Genomic DNA, 19112 nt, shown 5'->3' with positions numbered 1-19112 from the left:
GGCACCTGCGCACCGACGCCGGTCAGGTGATCGGCACCGGTTCGAGGATCTCCGGCCGGGCCTCGGGGGCCGCTGCCCTCAGCGCGTCCGCGGATTCGTCGTCGGGTCGGTTCTGCGACTCGATCTCCGCCTCGACCCGCGCCCGATACGTCGCGACCTCCCGGTCGATCATCGCGTCGTCCCAGCCGAGGACCGGAGCGACCAGCCGGGCCGTCTGCTCCGCGCAGTGCAGGCCCCGGTGTGGGTACTCGATCGAGATGCGGGTCCGGCGCGCCAGCAGGTCCTCGAGATGCAGAGCGCCCTCGGCGGCCGCACCGTAGACCACCTCGACCTGCAGGTACTGCGGGGCATCGGTCAGCGGTTCGAGCAGTTCGGGCCGGCCCTTCGCGAGGCTCAGCACGTCCTCGACAAGGGAGCCGTAGCGGTCGAGCAGATGCTTGACGCGGTAGGGATGCAGGCCGTACTGCTCGGCGAGGTGCATGGTCTGGTTGACCAGCGCGAAGTACCCGTCGGCCCCGACGAGGGGCACCTTCTCGGTGATCGACGACGCGATCCGGGCCGGGATGTCCTCGGCCGCGAGGTCGACGGCGTCCTCGGCCATGACGCGGTAGGTCGTGTACTTGCCGCCGGCGATGGCCACGAGCCCGGGTGCCACCCGCGCGACGGCGTGTTCACGCGAGAGCTTGGACGTCTCGTCGCTCTCCCCCGCCAGCAGCGGGCGCAGCCCGGCGTAGACACCGTCGATGTCGTCGTGGGTGAGCGGGACGACGAGCACGCGGTTGACGTGGTCGAGGATGTAGTCGATGTCGGCCTTCGTCGCCGCCGGGTGCGCCAGGTCGAGATTCCAGTCGGTGTCGGTGGTGCCGATGATCCAGTGGTTGCCCCACGGGATGACGAACAGCACCGACTTCTCGGTACGCAGGATGATCGCCGAGTCGCTGACGATCCGGTCGCGGGGTACGACGATGTGCACACCCTTCGAGGCGCGGACCCGGAATCGGCCGCGCTGCCGCGACAACGACTGGATCTCGTCGGTCCACACCCCGGTCGCGTTGATCACCGCGTGCGCCCGCACCTCGGTGACCGAACCGTCCTCGCTGTCGCGCACCCGCACACCCGACACGCGGTCGGCCTCGCGCAGGAAACCGACGACCTGCGTCGACGTGCGCACGACCGCACCGTAGTGCGCGGCCGTCCGCGCGACGGTCATGGTGTGCCGGGCGTCGTCGACGACCGTGTCGTAGTAGCGGATTCCGCCGACGAGCGAATTGCGCTTGAGACCGGGAACCATCCGCAGGGCGCCCGACCGGGTCAGGTGCTTCTGCGCCGGAACGGACTTCGCGCCGCCGAGACGGTCGTAGAGGAAGATGCCCGCGGCGACGTAGGGCCGCTCCCACACCCGATGGGTGAGCGGGAAGAGGAACTTCAGCGGCCTGACCAGGTGCGGGGCCAGGGTGGTCAACGCGAGTTCGCGCTCGCGCAAGGCTTCCCGCACCAGACCGAATTCGAGCTGTTCGAGATAGCGCAGGCCGCCGTGGAACATCTTCGAGGACCGGCTCGACGTGCCGGACGCGAAGTCGCGGGCCTCGACGAGAGCGACCCGCAGGCCACGGGTCGCGGCGTCGAGCGCTGCTCCCGCCCCGACGACACCACCGCCGATGACGACGACGTCGAACTGTTCGGTGGCGAGACGACGCCAGGCGTCGGCGCGCTGTTGCGGTCCGAGGAGTTGCACACCCGATTGGTTGGTCACCGCACCCGCTCCCGTGAGTCGCCGACGTATCCCGATCAAGGCTAGTAGCTTCGGACCCGCAGCGCGCAGCGGAAGCGTTGCCGAACCGAGCCGTCCCCTTCACCCGAGGACCACCTGTGAACCAGTTCATCGCGGCGATCGACCAGGGCACCACGTCCAGCCGGTGCATCATCTTCGACCACGACGGGCGCATCGTCTCGCTCGCGCAGAAGGAACACCGCCAGTTCCTCCCGCGGTCGGGATGGGTCGAACACGACCCGGAAGAGCTGTGGCTCAACACCCGTGAGGTGGGCGCCGCGGCGCTCGCCAAAGCGGATCTGCGGCGCAGCGACATCGCGGCGATCGGCCTGACGAACCAGCGCGAGACCACGGTGGTGTGGGACCGCACCACCGGAAAACCGGTGTACAACGCGATCGTCTGGCAGGACACCCGCACCGACAGGCTCGTCGAGGAGCTCGCCGGTGACGCCGGGCCCGACCGTTACCGCGAGGTCACCGGATTGCCGCTGTCGACCTATTTCGCCGGGCCGAAGGTGCGGTGGATCCTCGACAACGTCGACGGTGCCCGCGAGCGCGCCGAGGCCGGCGACCTGGCCTTCGGCACCATCGACAGCTGGATCCTGTGGAACCTCACCGGTGGTGTCGGCGAGGAGGGCCAGCCGCCCGGACTGCACATCACCGATGTGACCAACGCCTCCCGCACGCTGTTGATGAATCTCGGGACGCAGCAGTGGGATCCGGAGATCTGCGCGGAACTCGGCATCCCGGAGTCGATGCTGCCGGAGATCCGCAGTTCGTCGGAGGTCTACGGGCACGCCCGCGAACGCGGGCCGCTCGCCGGGGTTCCGATCGCCGGCATCCTCGGCGACCAGCAGGCCGCGACCTTCGGTCAGGGCTGCCTGTCCCCCGGCGAGGCGAAGAACACCTACGGCACCGGCAACTTCCTGTTGCTCAACACCGGCACGACCCCGGTCCGCAGCGAGCACGGCCTGATCACCACCGTGTGTTATCGCATCGGCGACGCCCCCGCGGTCTACGCCCTCGAAGGTTCGGTGGCCGTGACCGGTTCGCTCGTGCAGTGGCTGCGCGACAATCTCGGGCTCATCCGGTCCGCCGACGAGATCGAGGCGCTCGCCGCGAGCGTCCCCGACAACGGCGGGGCGTATTTCGTGCCGGCCTTCTCGGGATTGTTCGCGCCGCGCTGGCGACCCGACGCGCGGGGCGTCATCGCCGGTCTGACACGCTTCGTCGAGAAAGGCCACCTCGCGCGGGCGGCACTCGAGGCGACGGCCTACCAGACGCGGGAGGTCATCGAGGCGATGAACGCCGACTCCGGCGTCGACCTGCGCACCCTCAAGGTCGACGGCGGCATGGTCGCCAACGATCTGCTCATGCAATTCCAGTCCGACATCCTCGGTGTGCCGGTCGTGCGACCCACCGTCTCCGAGACCACCGCGCTCGGTGCCGCCTACGCGGCCGGTCTCGCCGTCGGTTTCTGGGAGGACGAGGAGGACATCCGCCGCAACTGGACCGCGGACCGCACGTGGGAACCGGCGATGCCGGTCGACGAACGCGAGCGCCTGTTCGGCGAATGGAACAAGGCGGTCGAACGCACCTACGACTGGGCCTGAGCAGGGCGGGCTCGCTGCGGATCCCGCCCCGTCCGGCGTCTAGTCCAGATCGTCGTGGCGCATCAGCTGGCGGGCGGCCTCGGTGACCGATCCGCTCAGCGACGGGTAGACCGAGAAGGTCTGCGCCAGGTCGTTGACCGACAGGTTGTTCTGCACCGCCAGCGCGATGGGAAGGATGAGCTCGGACGCGGTCGGGGCGACGACCACACCGCCGATGACCACACCGGTCGCCGGGCGGCAGAAGATCTTCACGAAACCGCGCCGCAGGCCGGACATCTTGGCGCGCGGGTTGGTGTTGAGCGGGAGCATGACGGTGCGGGCGGGCACCTCACCCTTGTCGATCGTCGCCTGACTGACACCGACGGCGGCGATCTCGGGTCGCGTGAACACCGCGGCGGCAACGGTTTTCAGCTTGATAGGGCTGACACCCTCACCGAGCGCGTGGTAGATCGCGATGCGGCCCTGCATGGCCGCGACCGACGCTAGCGGCAGCAGTCCGGTGCAGTCACCCGCGGCGTAGATGCCGGGGACGGCGGTGCGGGAGACCCGGTCGACGGGAAGGTAACCGCCCCGGTCGAGTTCGAGTCCGACCTTGTCGAGACCGAGATTGCGGGTGTTGGGTACCGAGCCGACGGTCATCAGCACGTGGCTGCCCTCGACGATCCGGCCGTCGGCGAGGAGCACGCGGACGCCGTCCTCCGTGCGTTCGACCCGGTCGGCGCGAGCGTGCTTGACGAGGGTCACACCACGCTCGGTGAGGACGTCCTCGAGCACGAGGGCCGCGTCCTCGTCCTCGTGCGGCAGGATCCGGTCGCGGCTCGAGACGACGGTGACCTGCACGCCGACCTCGGTGTAGGCGGAGACGAACTCGGCACCGGTGACACCCGAACCCACAACGACGAGGTGCTCGGGCAGCTTCTCGAGGTCGTAGAGCTGACGCCAGGTGAGGATCCGCTCCCCGTCCGGCTCAGCACCAGGCAGGATGCGCGGGCTCGCGCCGGTCGCGATCAGCACGACGTCGGCGTCGAGCACCTTCTCCTCACCGGTCAGCAGCTTGGCGCGCACCTGGTGGGCGGCCATGCCGGGCTGCGTGTCGACGAGTTCGCCGTAACCGGAGTACAGCTTCACCCCCGCGGCCTCGAGCTTGGTGCGGATGTCGGCGGACTGCGCGCGGGCCAGGCTCTTCACACGGCTGTGGACCTGCGGCAGCGACACCTCGGCGCGTTCGAGTTCGATGCCCAGGTCGGCGGCGCGGCGCATGTCGGTGCGCACGCCGGTCGAGGCGATGAACGTCTTGGAGGGGACGCAGTCGAAGAGCACGCAGGCGCCACCGATCCCGTCCGAATCGATCAGTGACACCGTCGCGCCGTACTGGGATGCCACCAGCGCCGCCTCGTATCCTGCGGGGCCGCCGCCGATGATGACGATCCGGGTCATTGTTCTCCTCTGTATCGATTCCGAAGGGTGCCGGGTCGGGCTGCACGTGGGCGCCTGGTGGGCACACACGTCGGCCTTAACGCTATGCCAATGCCCCCACCTCGCGCACAGGGACCGGTGGACCCGGCCCGCCGGAGTCCTCCGACACTCCTCGCCTGTCCCTGCGCCGCCCCTCCGACGACTCCGGTGGACGACGGGTTAGCCTTATCCTCGTGCCGATCTACGCCGCCTACGGGTCCAACATGCATCCGGAGCAGATGCTGACGCGCTGCCCGCATTCGCCGATGGCGGGAACCGGGTGGTTGCACGGTTGGCGACTGACCTTCGCCGGCGCCGACATCGGCTGGGAGGGTGCCCTCGCGACGGTCGTCGAGGATCCCGATTCCAAGGTGTTCGTCGTGCTCTACGACGTGCCGGAGGACGACGAGCGCAGTCTCGACCGCTGGGAGGGAGCCGAACTCGGTTTCCACCGCAAGATCCGCGTGCGCGTCGACACGGCCGACGGCCCGGTCCTCGCGTGGCTGTACGTCGTCGACGGATACGAGGGCGGCCTGCCGTCGGCACGCTATCTGGGTGTGATGGCCGACGCGGCCGAGATCGCCGGAGCGCCCGCCGACTACGTTCGGGATCTGCGGACCCGCAACAGCCGCAACGTCGGACCGGGACGGCCCGACAGCTTCTAGCGCTCTCGGCTCGCGCCGAGCGCCAGATTCGTCATCACCCGCACACCCACGGCGAGCGCCCGCTCGTCGAGATCGAAGGTGGGCTGGTGGATGTCGAGTTCGGGCCCGACCCCCGGCCACACCCCGAGCCGTCCCATGGCGCCGGGGACGTGTTCGAGATACCACGAGAAGTCTTCTCCCCCACCGGATTGCGGGGTGTCCGCGAGGGCGTCGGGGCCGGTCGCGCGGATCGCGTCCTCGAACATGCGCGCCGACGCCTCGTCGTTGACCACCGGCGGGACGCCGCGGCGGTAGTTCAGTTCGTAGCTGACGCCGGTCGGCGCGAGCAGACCGTGAACGATCTCGCGGACCATCGGTTCGAGCAGTTCCCAGGTCTCGTGGTCGCCGGTGCGCACGGTGCCCGCGAGCATGCCGGTGCGCGGGATCGCGTTCGGTGCCTTGCCGGCGCTGACCGCACCCCACACCATCACGGTGCCGGTCCGCGGGTCGATGCGGCGGCTGAGCATGCCGGGAAGACCCGTGATGACGGCACCGAGGCCGTAGACGAGATCGCCGGTCAGGTGCGGCCGGGAGGTGTGCCCGCCGGGTGAGTCGAGGACGAGTTCGACGGTGTCTGCGGCCGAGGTGATCGCCCCGACCCGCATACCGACCTTGCCCGCCTCGAGACGCGGGTCGCAGTGCAGCGCGAAGATCCGCGAGACCCCGTCGAGCCCGCCCGCCGCGACGACGTCGAGCGCTCCGCCGGGCATGACCTCCTCGGCGGGCTGGAAGACCAGCCGGACACCGGTCGGGAGTTCGGGCATCGAAGCGAGGGCCAGGCCCGCGCCGAGGACGACGGTGGTGTGGGCGTCGTGTCCGCACGCGTGCGAGACGCCGGGGACGGTCGATTCGAACGGCAGGCCGGTGGCCTCCTGCATCGGCAGGGCGTCCATGTCGGCCCGCAGGGCGATGCGCGGTCCGTCGGCGGGGCCGAGATCGCAGATCAGGCCGGTGCCGCGAGGCAGGACCTTCGGGTCCAGCCCGGCCGCGCGCAGGTGCTTCGCGACGAACTCGGTGGTGGCGTACTCCTGCCGGGCGAGCTCGGGATTCGCATGGATGTGACGGCGCCAGAGCGAGAGGTCCTCGGTGTGGCGGTCCAACCACTTCTCGACGTACGGGTTCATCGGCGGCCGACCTGTTCGAGGAGCCGTGCCCGGTGGACCGGGTCTGTCGCCGCGCGTACGGCGGTCGCTGCGAGCGCACGCGCTCCGTCGAGTACTGCCCGATCGGCGGACTCGGTGACGCATGCGGCCGCGAATGCGGCCTGATGTGTCACCGCGCCACCGGAGTCGAGTCCGATGACCGGATGGATTCCCGGCACCACGTTCGTCACGTTTCCCATGTCGGTACTGCCCAGGGGGCGCGCTCCTTCCTCCTCGACGGGCAGCGGTCGGCGCCCGAGATCGATGATCTCCTCACGATATGCCTGCACCAGCCACGGGTCGGGAGTGAGTTCGGTATAGGTCGGCGAGACCGTCCGGATCCGGTGGTTGCATCCGGTGGCCAACGCCCCGGCGGCGAAGCAGTTGCGTGCGCGTTCGACGAGGTCGTCGAGGAGTTCGCTCGTCCCGGCCCGCAGGTAGTACAGCAGTTCGGTGTGGCTGGGCACGATGTTCGGGGCCGTCCCGCCCTGCGCGACGATCCCGTGGATCTGTTGCCCGGGATGCAGGTGCTGCCGCAGCAGTCCGACCGCGACCTGGGCGACGGTCGCCGCGTCGGCGGCGTTGAGCCCGTATTCGGGGGCCGCGGAGGCGTGCGCCTCGCGGCCGTCGTACTCGACGGCGATGTCGGCGAGGGCGAGCGAGGTCGCCCCGGTGATGTCGAACGGGCCGGGGTGCACCATCATCGCTGCACCGACGCCGTCGAAGACGCCGCGTTCGAGCATGAGGACCTTGCCGCCGCCGGTCTCCTCCGCGGGGGTTCCGATGACGCGGACGGTCACGTCGAGTTCGTCGGCGAGCGCGGCGAGGCCGATCCCGGCACCCACGGCCGACGCCCCGATGATGTTGTGGCCGCACGCGTGCCCGATGCCGGGCAGCGCGTCGTACTCGGCGCAGAACGCGAGGACGAGTTCGCCGCTGCCGAACCGCGCGTCGAAGGCGGTGGGCAGGTCGGCGATGCCGGTGGTGACCTCGAAATCGTGGGCGCGCAGCACCTCGACGATCTTCGCGGCGCTCCGGTGTTCCTCGAACGCGAGTTCCGGTTCGGCGTGGATGGAATGCGACAGGCCGACGAGGGTGTCGGAAGCAGCCTCGATCGCCGTGGCGTAGTCGGTCGTCACGGGGTCCAGTCTGTCATGCTCACCGCGCCCCGATCGATCGGCGCGTGCGACCGGTTCGTCGACTTCGCGGCGGGGGCGATCAGCCCAGCCGGAAGTTCGACGCGTCGGTCCGGATCTCCAGCGCCGAGATCAGCGGTGCGTGCAGACCGCGCTTGATGCCCGACAGATTCGGTCCGCGGGTGGCGGTGAGCGCCGCGGCCCGCTCGACCGCCGCGGCGAGCACGTCGTCACCGGTGACGGCCTGCTCGGCGATGCCCGCGGTCACGGCGTCCTCACCGCCGTAGCGACGACCGGTGGTGATGGCTTCGACCGCCGTCTGGATCGGCAGACGGGAACGGATCAGCGCGGACATTCCGACGGTGAACGGCATGTTCAGCTGCACCTCGGGCAGGCACCAGTAGCCTCGATCGGCGCGCATCACCCGGAAGTCGTGCACGAGCGCGAGCATCGCGCCGGCACCGAAGGCGTGTCCTTGCACGGCCGCGACCGTCGCCGCGGGGAAGGTGAGCAGCCGCAGGTAGAGGTCGTGGACGGAGTCCAGATAGCCGGGCAGATCCGGCAGGTTCGCGCCGACCCAGTCGATGTCGAGTCCGTTGCTCCAGAACTTGCCGGTCGCCGCGGTCACAAGAGCTGCGGGCCCGTCGTGCGCGTCCACCTCGTCGAGGAGGGAGTGGATCGCGACGAGGCGGTCGGGGTGGAACCGGTTCTCGGAGACCTCCACATCGCGGTCACCGAGATGCAGGACGAAGACGTCGCCGTCACGTTCGAGGTAAGGCATGCGCGTGAGCATACCGCGCCTACTTACCCGCGAGTAACATGCTGTGAGCGATTAGGGTCCGATGCCATGGGAGAACCCGATCACGTCTTCGACCCCGCAGCGGCCGCCGACGCCGCAGCCGCCGCTCTCGCCGAACGGACGGGGGTCGCCGAACACTCCGTCGCCGTCGTCCTCGGGTCCGGCTGGCGGGCCGCGGTCGAAAGTTTCGGCATCCCCGTCGCCACGATCCCGATGAGCGAGCTGCCCGGCTTCGCACCACCGACGGCAGCAGGGCACGCCGGGAACATCCACTCGGTGCGCGCCGGTGACAACGCCGTCCTCGTCCTCGCCGGCCGCGTCCACGCCTACGAGGGGCACGATCTCGCCCGCGTCGTCCATCCCGTGCGCACGGCGGTCGCAGCGGGTGCCCGCACCGTCGTCCTCACCAATGCGGCGGGCGGCATCGATCCCGAGTTCTCCGTGGGGCAGCCGGTTCTCATCTCGGACCACCTCAATCTCACCGGTCGCTCGCCGCTGGTAGGTGCCCAGTTCGTCGACCTCGTCGACGCCTACTCACCGGAGCTGCGCGCGCTCGCCCGCGAGATCGATCCGTCGTTGCGCGAAGGGGTCTACGCCGGTCTGCCCGGGCCGCACTACGAGACACCGGCGGAGATCCGGATGCTGCGCACCCTCGGCGCCGATCTCGTCGGCATGTCCACGGTCCACGAGACCATCGCGGCGCGCGCGGCCGGCGCGCGGGTGCTCGCGGTCTCGCTGGTGACCAACGCCGCGGCCGGCATCACCGGTGCTCCCCTCGACCACACCGAGGTGCTCGCCGCCGGACGCGCGGCCGCGACCCGGATGGGCGATCTCCTGCGCGATCTGGCGGCCCGGCTGTGACGCTGCGATTCGGCACCGCGGGTCTGCGCGGCCCGGTCGGCGACGGACCGGACTGCATGAACGTGCCCGTCGTCGTCCGCACCACCGCCGGACTCGCGGCGTGGCTCGGGGCGAACGGGCAGGGCGACGGCACCGTCGTCGTCGGCCGCGACGCTCGTACGGGCTCGGCGGAATTCCACACCGCCGCCGCGGAGGTTCTCGCCGCGGCCGGCTTCGACGTCGTCGCCCTCGGAGAGCCCCTCCCCACGCCGGTGACCGCCTTCGCGGTGCGGGCGCTGGGCGCCGTTGCGGGCGTGCAGATCACGGCGTCGCACAATCCCGCGGCCGACAACGGGTACAAGGTCTATCTCGCCGACGGAGCGCAGCTGGCCGCACCCGCCGATCGGGAGATCGAAGCGGCGATCGACGCCGTTGGTGCCGCCGCGGACGTGCCCCGGATGCCGGTCGCGCCGTCGGGGGACGACCTCGTCGACCGCTATCTGGCCCGGGTCGCGTCGCTCCCCCGTTCACCGCACCGAGGGGTGCGTATCGCCCTGACGGCACTGCACGGTGTCGGCGGCGAGACGGCGGTCGCGGCCCTGCGCGCCGCGGGATTCGACGACATCCACGTCGTGGCGTCCCAGTTCGCACCCGACCCGGCGTTTCCCACCGTCGCCTTCCCCAACCCCGAGGAACCGGGCGCGACCGATGCTCTGCTCACGCTGGCGTCCGAGGTCGACGCCGACATCGCGCTGGCGCTCGATCCCGATGCCGACCGTTGCGCAGTGGGTGTCCCGGGCCCGCAGGGGTGGACGATGTTGCGCGGCGACGAGACCGGGGTCCTGCTCGGCGACCGGATCCTCGCGTCGTCGCCGCCCGGCTCGCTGGTCGCGACCACCATCGTCTCGTCGACCATGCTGGGACGACTCGCGGCCGCACGCGGCGCGCGCTATGCGCAGACGCTCACGGGCTTCAAGTGGCTCGCCCGCGCCGGTGACGGCCTCGTCTACGCGTACGAGGAGGCGATCGGGCACTGCGTCGATCCGGACGCTGTACGCGACAAGGACGGCATCGCGACCGCCGTGGTGGTCGCCGACTACGCCGCGGACCTGAAGCAATCGGGCCGGACCTTGCTCGACGCACTCGACGACCTGCATCGCGAACTCGGTGTCCATGTCGGCGATCAGGTGTCGATCCGCGTCGACGACCTGCAGCGCATCGGCGCCGTGATGACGCGGTTGCGTGCGGATCCGCCGACGACCCTTGCGGGTCTGGATGTGACCGCGACCGATCTCGCCGGAAGTCCGGGACCGATGAGCACCGATGCGCTCGTCTTCGTCAGTCGCGCGGACGCCCCGGACGGAACGACGGTACGCGTGGTGGTGCGACCGTCGGGCACCGAGCCGAAGCTCAAGGTCTATCTGGAGGTGGTCACGGAGCGAGACCGCCCGACCGCGGAGGCGACACTCGACGCCCTGCGCGGATGGGCGGCCTCGCTCGGTGACGAGAGCTCCTGACCCGGCCGGACTCGACCGGGTCAGGAGCCGATTCGATCAGACCTGCTGCGGCACACCGTAGGTGACGACGGTGTTCCGGTCGGCGGTGACCGCCTTCAGGTACGGACGGATCATCACCGGTCCGATGGCTCCCGAGACCGAACCGTGCACGCCGGCGATCCGGATGGTCGTCGAGCTGCCGTCGAACTCGAAGTCCTCGACGATCGGGACGGATGTGATGCCGCCCGGTTCGAGCGGGATCTCGATCTCCTGGGACGGGATGATGTCGCCACTGAGCGAACCACCCGACTCCAAGCCGAGATCGAGCGAGGCCCCACCTTCGTTGTCGAGCGAGAGGCCGATGGCCGCACCGTTCTCCACGCCCCACGACAGGCTCGGGGTGATGACGGTGACCGTCGCACCCGGCAGTGCGACCGGGTAGCCGACCTGGAAACCGACCTCCACCGCCGTCCCGGCGAAGTTCGCTGCGTTCGGACCGGTGATCCGAACGGTCGCAACCTCGTCGTGGAAGAACTCGACACTCAGCGGTGAGCTGTCGAGCGGCGGCACCGACTGTGTCGAGGTGTCGGCCTGGATCACTTCGATCGCGTGCCCTCCGTCCAGCGGGAGGATGCGCGAGTTGTCGACAGCGGCCGCAGCCGTGCCGTGACTCGTCACGGCGGCGAGGACGGCGACCGCGCCCACCGAAGCCGCTCCGACACTTCCACGAATCAGTTTGCGGGAGAAGATTCTTGCCATTCCGCCGACCCCATCTCTGGCTGTACCTACGCAGTGGACTTCACACGGAGCACACCGAGCGTAAGAAGAAATCGAGACCTGCGGGTTGTTTTTCGATAACGAGATGACTGCGGTCGGATGTCACATCCGTACCGCCAGTCACACGAGTAACACGCGATGCGCGATCTACCGCGGTCCGAACTGCCTGTCCCCCGCGTCACCGAGACCCGGCACGATGTACTTGTTCTCGTTGAGACCTTCGTCGACCGACGCCGTGACCAACCGGACCGGATGACCCGAGGCAGCAAGGGCCTCGACGCCCTGCGGCGCCGCAACGACACAGATCGCGGTGATGTCCGTGGCACCGCGCTGGGCGAGGATGTCGAGGGTGTGCACCATCGACCCACCGGTGGCGAGCATCGGGTCGAGCACGAAGACGGGAAGACCCGACAGGTCCTCCGGCAGCGACTCCAGATAGGGCACCGGCTCGAAGGTCTTCTCGTCGCGAGCGAGACCGACGAAACCGACCTGCGCCTGGGGAATCAGGGCGTGGGCCTGTTCGACCATGCCCAGGCCGGCGCGAAGGACCGGGACGAGCAGCGGAGGCTGCTGCAACCGCACTCCCGTCGTCACCGCGACCGGCGTCTTCACGTCGAACGTCGCGGTGGGCGCATCGCGCACCGCCTCGTAGACGAGCATCTGGGTGAGCCGCCTCAACGCGTGCCGGAAAGCAGCGTTGTCGCTGCGTTCGTCGCGAAGGATGGTCAGGAGCGAAGCAGCGAGCGGGTGGTCGACGACGAGCGAATCCATGTCCGAAGGATAGAACGACGGAACCGATCGACAGTCGGGTGCGTCGAACCCGACAGGGACGGAACCGCCCGAAGGTGCCGAATCCCACAGCGACGACGCGAGAGGCGACGAGGTGACCGAGTACTCCGGTAGGGACGCGATACGGATCGACACGAGCGCCGTCGGCAGGTTCGGCGACGACGCCGCCGAACTGGCCGCGCGCCTGGACGAGGCCGCCGACCGGACACGGCACGGCGACCCCTCGGCGCTGAGCGCCGCACTGGGCCCGATCGGAGCATCCCTGCTCGCCGCGCTCACCGCCACCCACACCGCCCACGTGCGCGATCTCGGCCGGCTCGGCGACCTGCTCGGCGGGATGGGAGACGCCGCGAAGGCCTCCGCGGCCGCCTACGAGCGCACCACCGACGACACCGCCGCACGACTCGACTCCGTCGCGGAGTCACTGTGATCCCGGCCGATGCGCTCGTCGCACCGCTGACCGGCCTGCTCGACGCGTTCGGCACCGCGGCGCCACCCGGCGTGGATCCGGGTGAGATGGTGCGCATCGGTGCACAGTGGGCCGAGGAGGTACACGCGGCCGGGCGCGACGCCGTCGCCGAACTCGCCTGGGCCTGGGGCGGCCCGGCCGCCTCGCAGGCGATCGCGAGTGCCGAGCAGGTGCTCACCGACGTCCTCGCGGCGGCCGATCGCGGGTCGGCACTGGCCGGGATCGCGCTCGAAGCAACCGTCACGGTGGTCACCGGTGCGGCCGAGATCGCTCGTCTCGTCGACTCGTTCGTCACCTTCGCCGACCAGGCCGCACCCGTGACGTCGCTTCCGCAGGGTCAGCTCGCACTCCTCGCGGTGGCGATCGACCACCTCGTCGCCGGGCTGGACGTGCTGACACGGGTGACCGGAACCCTCGCGGAGCTGACCGATCGGGCGTCCGCGCTCCTCCCACCCGAGCCCTCCGCTCCCCCGATCGGCTCCGGCGACCACCGCGGCACCGACCCGACCGGTGACGAGCCACGCACGCTGCGCACCTTCGGTGGAGGGTTCTTAGCGGGCGTGGAGGTGCGACTCCCGGACGGCAGCGTCAGCCGGGCACCGAACGAGACCGCGGCGGCAGCGGTGCGTCACGCCCTCGCCCAGCAGGGCACCCCGTACGTGTGGGGCGGCACGAGTCCGGGCTCCGGGCTCGACTGCAGCGGGCTGACGCAGTACGCCTACGCGCAGGCCGGCGTCGAACTGCCGCGGTTGGCCCAGGAACAGGACGTCGGCACACGGGTAGATCCTGCGGCCGCCCTGCCCGGAGACCTCGTCGTGTGGGACGGGCACGTGGCGATGGTGGTGGGCAACGGCCTCATGGTCGAGGCGGGGGACCCCGTCTCCGTGTCGCCGATGCGCACCACCAACGGCGCAATGGCCTTCCACGGCGTCTACCGACCGACCGCCGGTTGATTCCGGAGAATTCCGCACCGGAGGGGAACCGGCCGGACTCGCGCTGCGTCCAACCCGATATGGACAGCACGACGACGGAACCGATCACGGCCACCGCCCACAACCGGGCCGGGACGATCTCGGTGCGGACGACGGACGGTGGACTGCCGGTGGACCTTCGCATCGACCCCCGCGAGTTACGTTACGGAGCACGGCAACTGGCCGATCAGATCCTCGCCCTGAACCGGCAGGCCGCCCTCGAGGCCGCGGTGGTCCGCGGCGAACGCCTCGCCGCCGAAGGTGTCCCCCGCGAGATCCTCGACCGGATGCGGCTGCCGTCCCGTGCCGACCTGGCGGACGGACCGACCGATCGTCGAGGAGGTCTCGTCCGATGAGCGAACGGATGGTGGAGGCGATCGTCGATCGGGCCCATGTCCGGCTCGATGCGCTCGAACGCACGGTGGAGCGGCTCGGTGCGGTGCGGGGCACCGCGAGCAGTCCCGACGGACGGGTGACCGCCCGCGTGGACGGTTCGGGAGCGCTCGAAGGACTCGAGCTGGCCGAGCCGATCGGCGGCACCGACACCCGCGAATTGGCCACGGTGATCCTCGCGACCGTGCACGAGGCCGCGCGGCAGGCCGCTGCCGCGCGTGTCTCCGCGATGGACGAGCTCCGCGGGGCCCTCTCCGCGAGCGACGACGGTCCGGTCACCGTCGGCGACCGTCCGGTAACGCGATGAAACCGATAGCGAGCCGCCCCCGGCTACATTCTCGGCGCCGACATGGCTAGGCTTCGCGCCATGGCTGGAGACATCGTCCCGATCGAGCTCGGTCTCACCGACGGCAACCTCGTGACGCTCTGGGCGCCGCGCTGGCGCGAAGGCGACGACGAGTGGGAGGCATTCCTCGGCCACGGCGACGATCTGTACGCCTTCCCGTCGGTCCCCGAGCTCGTCGCGTTCGTGCGTTCGGGTGCCGACAACGACCTCGTCGAGCACGAGGCATGGCCGATCGTGTCCAAGCTCGCGGCCTCGGAGTTCGAGCCCGACGAGCCGCACACCTACGACCTCGTCGGCGTACCCGAGCTCGTGGCCGACGACCCGGATCCCGTCTCGGTGTCCGAGCTGCAGGACACCTTCGACATCGTGAGCATCCTCGGCGACGTCTGCGATCTCGACGTCGTGTCGAAGTTCTTCGAACGCGAGGAGATCGACCTCCTGCTGCAGCACGGTGTCTCGGCCTTCCGCACGCGTGAGGGCCTCGACCTGTGGAATCGCGTCGGCACCGCGGTCGCGCAGGACTGGGACGGCGTGATCGACGCGCTCGATGCCGTGATCTCCACTCCCGACGTCGACGCCGCAGTGGTCGCCGAGATCGAATCCGAGCTCGTCGCGGTCGACGAGAACGAGGTCGAGGCGGACGACACGGTCGAGGACGTCGACGACGACGACGAGTACGAGTTCATCGACGGTGACGACGACGAAGAGGACGACGGCTACGAGTTCTGGACCCGGGTCGGCATCGATCCCATCCGGATCATCACGACCGACGGCACCTGGTACTCGCTGCGGTGCTACGTGAACGACGACGCCGTATTCCTCGGCCACGACGGCACGATCGACGTCTTCCCGTCCGAGCGCGCGCTGGCCCGCCACCTCGCCGACAACCACGACCACGACCTCGCGACGCTCGAGCCGTACACGGAGATCCAGCTCGCGGCCGTCGACGGATCGCTCGACGTGACGGTCACCGACGACAACGTCTACGTGCTCACCGGCATCGCCGACGACATCGCCGGAGGTGTCGCGGCCGTCGATCCCGATCAGCTCGAACTCGCGGTCGAGTTGTTCGTCGACGCAGCGAACTTCGCGGACGACGACTCGACGGAGGCCGCGCTCGCCGCGTCCACGGAACTCGGCTGGTTCGTCAACCACGTGATCGAACCCGATTCGGGACGCACGGCACCCAAGCCGCCGTTCGACACCGAGTCCCTCGCCTGGCGCGAACTCGAGCGCGAGTTCGAGGCACGACTGCGCCGGCACTGACGCGGGTCGCGTCGGGTCGGTACTGACGTGGGTCGCGTCGGGTCGGCACTGACGCGGGTCGCGTCGGGTCGGCACTGACGCGGGTCGACTCGGGCACTCCGGCGCGCGAAGTGGTCACAAGAGCGCGTTGGAGCGCGCTCCGATGACCATTTCCCGCTCCGCGCCCCATAGAGGTATCTGCGGGTCGCGGTCTCTACCCGACGAGGACGGCGTAGCCAGGTTTGATGACGTCGTCGATCAGGTCCAGCCGCTGGTCGAACGGGAGGAAGGCCGACTTCATCGCGTTGATCGTGAACCGTTCGAGGTCGACCCAGCCGTAGTCGAAGGTCTCGACGAGCCGCACCATCTCCTGCGTCATCGTGGTGTCGCTCATCAACCGGTTGTCGGTGTTGACGGTGACGCGGAAGCGCAGGCGGGCCAGCAGGTCGAAGGGATGCTCGGCGAGGGTGCGCACCGCGCCGGTCTGCACGTTCGACGACGGGCACAGTTCGAGCGGGATGCGCTTGTCGCGGATGTAGTTGGCGAGCCGGCCCAGAGTGGCGGTTCCGTCGTCGTGCACTTCGATGTCGTCGACGATGCGTACGCCGTGGCCGAGCCTGTCGGTGCCGCAGAAGGCGACCGCTTCGTGGATGGACGGGAGCCCGAACGCCTCGCCGGCGTGGATCGTGAAGTGTGCGTTGGCCGCGCGGGTGTACTCGAAGGCGTCGAGATGACGGCTCGGCGGGTTGCCCGCTTCGGCGCCGGCGATGTCGAAACCTGCCACGCCGCGGTCCCGGAAGCGCACGGCGAGTTCGGCGATCTCCAACGAACGCGCCGCGTGCCGCATCGCGGTGAGCAGGCAGCGCACCCGGATACGTCGACCTCCCGCCGCCACCTCGGATTCCCCGGCGCGGAAACCTTCGAGGACGTGCTCGACGACCTCGTCCAGCGACAGACCTTTCTCCAGGTGCTGCTCGGGTGCGAAGCGCACCTCGGCGTACACCACGCCGTCGTCGGCGAGGTCGAGGACGCATTCGCGTGCGACCCGTTCGAGCCCTTCTGCCGTCTGCATCACGGCGACGGTGTGCTCGAAAGTCTCGAGATAGCGCTCGAGCGACCCACTGTCGGCGGATTCGCGGAACCACCGGGCGAGATCCGCTTCGGTGTCCGCGGGCAACGACCACCCGCACGCGTCCGCGAGTTCGAGGACCGTCCGGGGACGGAGGCCGCCGTCCAGGTGGTCGTGGAGGACCACTTTGGGTGCGGTGCGAACGAGTTCGGGAGTCAGACGGCCGTTCATGATCGGGACGGTAGTCGGCGGCGGCCGGTTCCGCTCGGTCTCCGGCCGCCGGGACCCTACGCCCGGATCCGTTCGATGACGAGCGGCTGCCGGTCGGGGGCCGTGTCGGAGATGCGGACACCGCCGCGGAGGGCGGCGAGCGCGTCGAGGATACGTCCCGGGGTGTCGGTGTGCAGCGTCGCGATCGGTTGTCCCGCGCGGACGCGATCGCCGAGGACCGCGTGCAGTTCGATACCGGCCCCGGGCTGGACGTCCTGACCCTGCCGTTCGCGGCCGGCTCCGAGACGCCACGCGGCGATGCCCACCGCGTACGCGTCGAGCTCGGAGAGCACCCCGTCCGCGTCGGCGTGGAAGGTCTCGATGTGGGTCGCGACCGGCAACGGCGCTGTGGGGTCGCCACCCTGGGCGGCGATCATCGCGTTCCACCGGTCCATCGCGGTGCCGTCGCGCAGCCGGTCGGCGGGGTCGACGTCGTCGACACCGGCGGCCTCGAGCATCTCGCGGGCCAGGGCCAGGGTCAGCTCGACGACGTCGTCGGGTCCGCCGCCGGCGAGCACCTCGACGGACTCCCGGACCTCGAGCGCGTTGCCCGCCGTACGCCCGAGCGGGCTGTCCATGCGGGTGAGCAGGGCCGTCGTGGGCAGCCCTTCGTCGGTGCCGAGCTCGACCATGGTGCGTGCCAGTTCGCGGGCCTCGCCGAGTTCCTTCATGAAGGCACCGCTGCCGACCTTCACATCGAGGACGAGGGCTCCGGTGCCCTCGGCGATCTTCTTGCTCATGATCGAGCTGGCGATGAGCGGGATCGATTCGACGGTTCCGGTGACGTCGCGCAGCGCGTAGAGCTTGCGGTCGGCGGGGGCGAGATCGGCGCTCGCCGCGCACACGACCGCACCGACGGCCGGGTCGCTGAGGATCTCGGCGATCTCCGCGGTGGTCAGATCGGCCTTCCAGCCGGGGATCGCCTCGAGCTTGTCCAGGGTGCCGCCGGTGTGACCGAGACCGCGGCCCGACAGCTGCGGGACGGCGACGCCGCACGCCGCGACGAGCGGGGCGAGCGGCAGGGTGATCTTGTCCCCCACACCGCCTGTCGAGTGTTTGTCGACGGTGCGCAGGCCGAGCGCGGAGAAATCGAGGCGACGACCGGAGTCGATCATGGCGGTGGTCCAGCGTGCCGTCTCGGCCCGGCTCATGCCACGGAACCAGACCGCCATCGCCAGGGCCGACATCTGGGCGTCGGAGACGATCCCGTGGGTGAACGCTTCGATGACCCAGTCGATCTCGGCGCCGGAGAGTTCGTGGCCGTCGCGCTTGCGGCGGATGACGGTGACGATGTCAGGCACGGCGGTCCTCGTTCTCCCGCACGGCCGCCAGATCGTCGGGGCCGAACGCATCGGGGAGGAGCTCGGAGAGACGACGCGGGCCGCCTTGCGCGTCGACCTCGAGATCGGGGCCGCCGTGTTCGAGAAGCACCTGCCGGCACCGGCCGCACGGGGTCAGGACGTGGCCTCGGGAGTCGCAGACGGCGACGGCCCGGAGGCGGCCTCCACCCTGGGCGAACAAGTTACCGACGAGTACACATTCGGCACACAGACCCAGTCCGTGTGAGACATTTTCCACATTGCACCCGAGGACCATCCGACCGTCGACGGTGAGGCCGGCGGCCCCCACCGGGAACCCGGAGTAGGGGGCGTAGGCTCGACCCATCACCTCATGTGCTTTGGCGCGCAACATTTTCCAGTCGATGTCCGGCATGGTTCATCATCCTGTCACGGTGGCGTGGGCGACGGTAGGCGACCCCCACCGCGCCAGATCACAGTTGGAAAGGCAAACCTAACTTCGCATTTGGAGCCCTGTACGAATGGGGGC

The 19112-nt window shown here is 69.8% G+C and carries 19 protein-coding genes; 9 read left to right on the top strand and 10 right to left on the bottom strand.

The genetic code is table 11. From position 1 onward, the window contains the following. Positions 1-22 precede the first annotated feature (22 nt). The gene (gene glpD / locus B9C99_RS09610) at positions 23-1753 is read right to left on the bottom strand and encodes a glycerol-3-phosphate dehydrogenase (RefSeq protein WP_039584835.1); all 1731 of its coding nucleotides are present in this window, start codon (positions 1751-1753) and stop codon (positions 23-25) included. A gap of 116 nt (positions 1754-1869) precedes the next feature. Here glpD and glpK point away from each other — a divergent pair, with 116 nt between their 5' ends. Beyond that, positions 1870-3384, top strand: coding sequence for a glycerol kinase GlpK (gene glpK / locus B9C99_RS09605; RefSeq protein ID WP_088897669.1), 1515 nt, complete (start codon positions 1870-1872; stop codon positions 3382-3384). 39 nt (positions 3385-3423) lie between these two features. On the opposite strand, the gene B9C99_RS09600 is transcribed toward glpK, so the two are convergent. After that, positions 3424-4821, bottom strand: coding sequence for an NAD(P)H-quinone dehydrogenase (locus B9C99_RS09600; protein WP_016692813.1), 1398 nt, complete (start codon positions 4819-4821; stop codon positions 3424-3426). Between the two features lie 212 nt (positions 4822-5033). Here B9C99_RS09600 and B9C99_RS09595 point away from each other — a divergent pair, with 212 nt between their 5' ends. After that, positions 5034-5504 carry a gamma-glutamylcyclotransferase gene (locus tag B9C99_RS09595; RefSeq protein ID WP_016692814.1) on the top strand — a complete coding sequence of 157 codons (471 nt, stop codon included), beginning with the start codon at positions 5034-5036 and terminating at the stop codon, positions 5502-5504. On the opposite strand, the gene B9C99_RS09590 is transcribed toward B9C99_RS09595, so the two are convergent. The 3 genes from B9C99_RS09590 to B9C99_RS09580 all read right to left on the bottom strand — a co-directional run bounded on the left by B9C99_RS09590 (position 5501) and on the right by B9C99_RS09580 (position 8602). After that, on the bottom strand, positions 5501-6667 hold the full coding sequence (locus B9C99_RS09590) for a M20 family metallopeptidase (RefSeq protein WP_016692815.1): 1167 nt from the start codon (positions 6665-6667) through the stop codon (positions 5501-5503). The two genes, B9C99_RS09595 and B9C99_RS09590, sit on opposite strands and share 4 nt — an antisense overlap. Beyond that, the gene (locus tag B9C99_RS09585; protein WP_016692816.1) at positions 6664-7824 is read right to left on the bottom strand and encodes a M20 family metallopeptidase; all 1161 of its coding nucleotides are present in this window, start codon (positions 7822-7824) and stop codon (positions 6664-6666) included. Before B9C99_RS09585 ends, B9C99_RS09590 begins: the two co-directional genes overlap by 4 nt. A 79-nt stretch (positions 7825-7903) precedes the next feature. Further along, positions 7904-8602 carry an enoyl-CoA hydratase/isomerase family protein gene (locus B9C99_RS09580; protein ID WP_172414904.1) on the bottom strand — a complete coding sequence of 233 codons (699 nt, stop codon included), beginning with the start codon at positions 8600-8602 and terminating at the stop codon, positions 7904-7906. Positions 8603-8668: 66 nt separating this feature from the next. Here B9C99_RS09580 and B9C99_RS09575 point away from each other — a divergent pair, with 66 nt between their 5' ends. After that, positions 8669-9481: a purine-nucleoside phosphorylase gene (locus tag B9C99_RS09575; RefSeq protein ID WP_088897667.1), complete on the top strand. Its 813-nt coding sequence runs from the start codon at positions 8669-8671 to the stop codon at positions 9479-9481. Next, complete coding sequence (locus B9C99_RS09570; RefSeq protein WP_088897666.1) at positions 9478-10977, top strand: phospho-sugar mutase; 1500 nt, start codon at positions 9478-9480, stop codon at positions 10975-10977. Before B9C99_RS09575 ends, B9C99_RS09570 begins: the two co-directional genes overlap by 4 nt. 36 nt (positions 10978-11013) lie before the next feature. Here B9C99_RS09570 and B9C99_RS09565 read toward each other — a convergent pair whose 3' ends face one another. Both B9C99_RS09565 and upp read right to left on the bottom strand, forming a co-directional pair. Continuing rightward, positions 11014-11661 carry an MspA family porin gene (locus B9C99_RS09565; protein WP_016692820.1) on the bottom strand — a complete coding sequence of 216 codons (648 nt, stop codon included), beginning with the start codon at positions 11659-11661 and terminating at the stop codon, positions 11014-11016. 219 nt (positions 11662-11880) lie between these two features. Next, positions 11881-12504, bottom strand: coding sequence for a uracil phosphoribosyltransferase (gene upp, locus B9C99_RS09560; RefSeq protein ID WP_016692821.1), 624 nt, complete (start codon positions 12502-12504; stop codon positions 11881-11883). 112 nt (positions 12505-12616) lie between these two features. Here upp and B9C99_RS09555 point away from each other — a divergent pair, with 112 nt between their 5' ends. From B9C99_RS09555 to B9C99_RS09535, 5 genes are read left to right on the top strand one after another with little or no spacing between them, the layout of a single operon-like run. Beyond that, positions 12617-12952 (top strand): type VII secretion target, encoded by a 336-nt coding sequence (locus B9C99_RS09555; protein WP_088897665.1) that lies wholly within the window; start codon positions 12617-12619, stop codon positions 12950-12952. Next, positions 12949-13944: a C40 family peptidase gene (locus tag B9C99_RS09550; protein WP_088897664.1), complete on the top strand. Its 996-nt coding sequence runs from the start codon at positions 12949-12951 to the stop codon at positions 13942-13944. Before B9C99_RS09555 ends, B9C99_RS09550 begins: the two co-directional genes overlap by 4 nt. A 59-nt stretch (positions 13945-14003) precedes the next feature. After that, the gene (locus B9C99_RS09545) at positions 14004-14318 is read left to right on the top strand and encodes a hypothetical protein (protein ID WP_088897663.1); all 315 of its coding nucleotides are present in this window, start codon (positions 14004-14006) and stop codon (positions 14316-14318) included. After that, positions 14315-14662: a YbaB/EbfC family nucleoid-associated protein gene (locus B9C99_RS09540; protein ID WP_088897662.1), complete on the top strand. Its 348-nt coding sequence runs from the start codon at positions 14315-14317 to the stop codon at positions 14660-14662. The genes B9C99_RS09545 and B9C99_RS09540 overlap by 4 nt, the downstream gene beginning before the upstream one ends. A gap of 60 nt (positions 14663-14722) precedes the next feature. Further along, positions 14723-15967, top strand: a complete 1245-nt coding sequence (locus tag B9C99_RS09535; RefSeq protein WP_088897661.1) for a primosomal protein — start codon at positions 14723-14725, stop codon at positions 15965-15967. A gap of 193 nt (positions 15968-16160) precedes the next feature. Here the strand turns inward: B9C99_RS09535 and B9C99_RS09530 are convergent, their stop codons facing one another. From B9C99_RS09530 to B9C99_RS09520, 3 genes are read right to left on the bottom strand one after another with little or no spacing between them, the layout of a single operon-like run. Next, positions 16161-17246: an adenosine deaminase gene (locus B9C99_RS09530; protein WP_088897660.1), complete on the bottom strand. Its 1086-nt coding sequence runs from the start codon at positions 17244-17246 to the stop codon at positions 16161-16163. Between the two features lie 56 nt (positions 17247-17302). Beyond that, positions 17303-18586 (bottom strand): thymidine phosphorylase, encoded by a 1284-nt coding sequence (locus B9C99_RS09525; protein WP_088897659.1) that lies wholly within the window; start codon positions 18584-18586, stop codon positions 17303-17305. Continuing rightward, positions 18579-18998 (bottom strand): cytidine deaminase, encoded by a 420-nt coding sequence (locus B9C99_RS09520; protein WP_088897658.1) that lies wholly within the window; start codon positions 18996-18998, stop codon positions 18579-18581. Before B9C99_RS09520 ends, B9C99_RS09525 begins: the two co-directional genes overlap by 8 nt. Positions 18999-19112 lie beyond the last annotated feature (114 nt).

Origin of the sequence: Rhodococcus sp. BUPNP1 (genome assembly GCF_002215235.1) — a bacterium.
In the GTDB taxonomy this organism is placed as follows: domain Bacteria; phylum Actinomycetota; class Actinomycetes; order Mycobacteriales; family Mycobacteriaceae; genus Rhodococcus.
The sequence above is the reverse complement of the archived record's forward strand: the minus strand, read 5'-3'. Positions and strand labels throughout refer to the sequence as shown.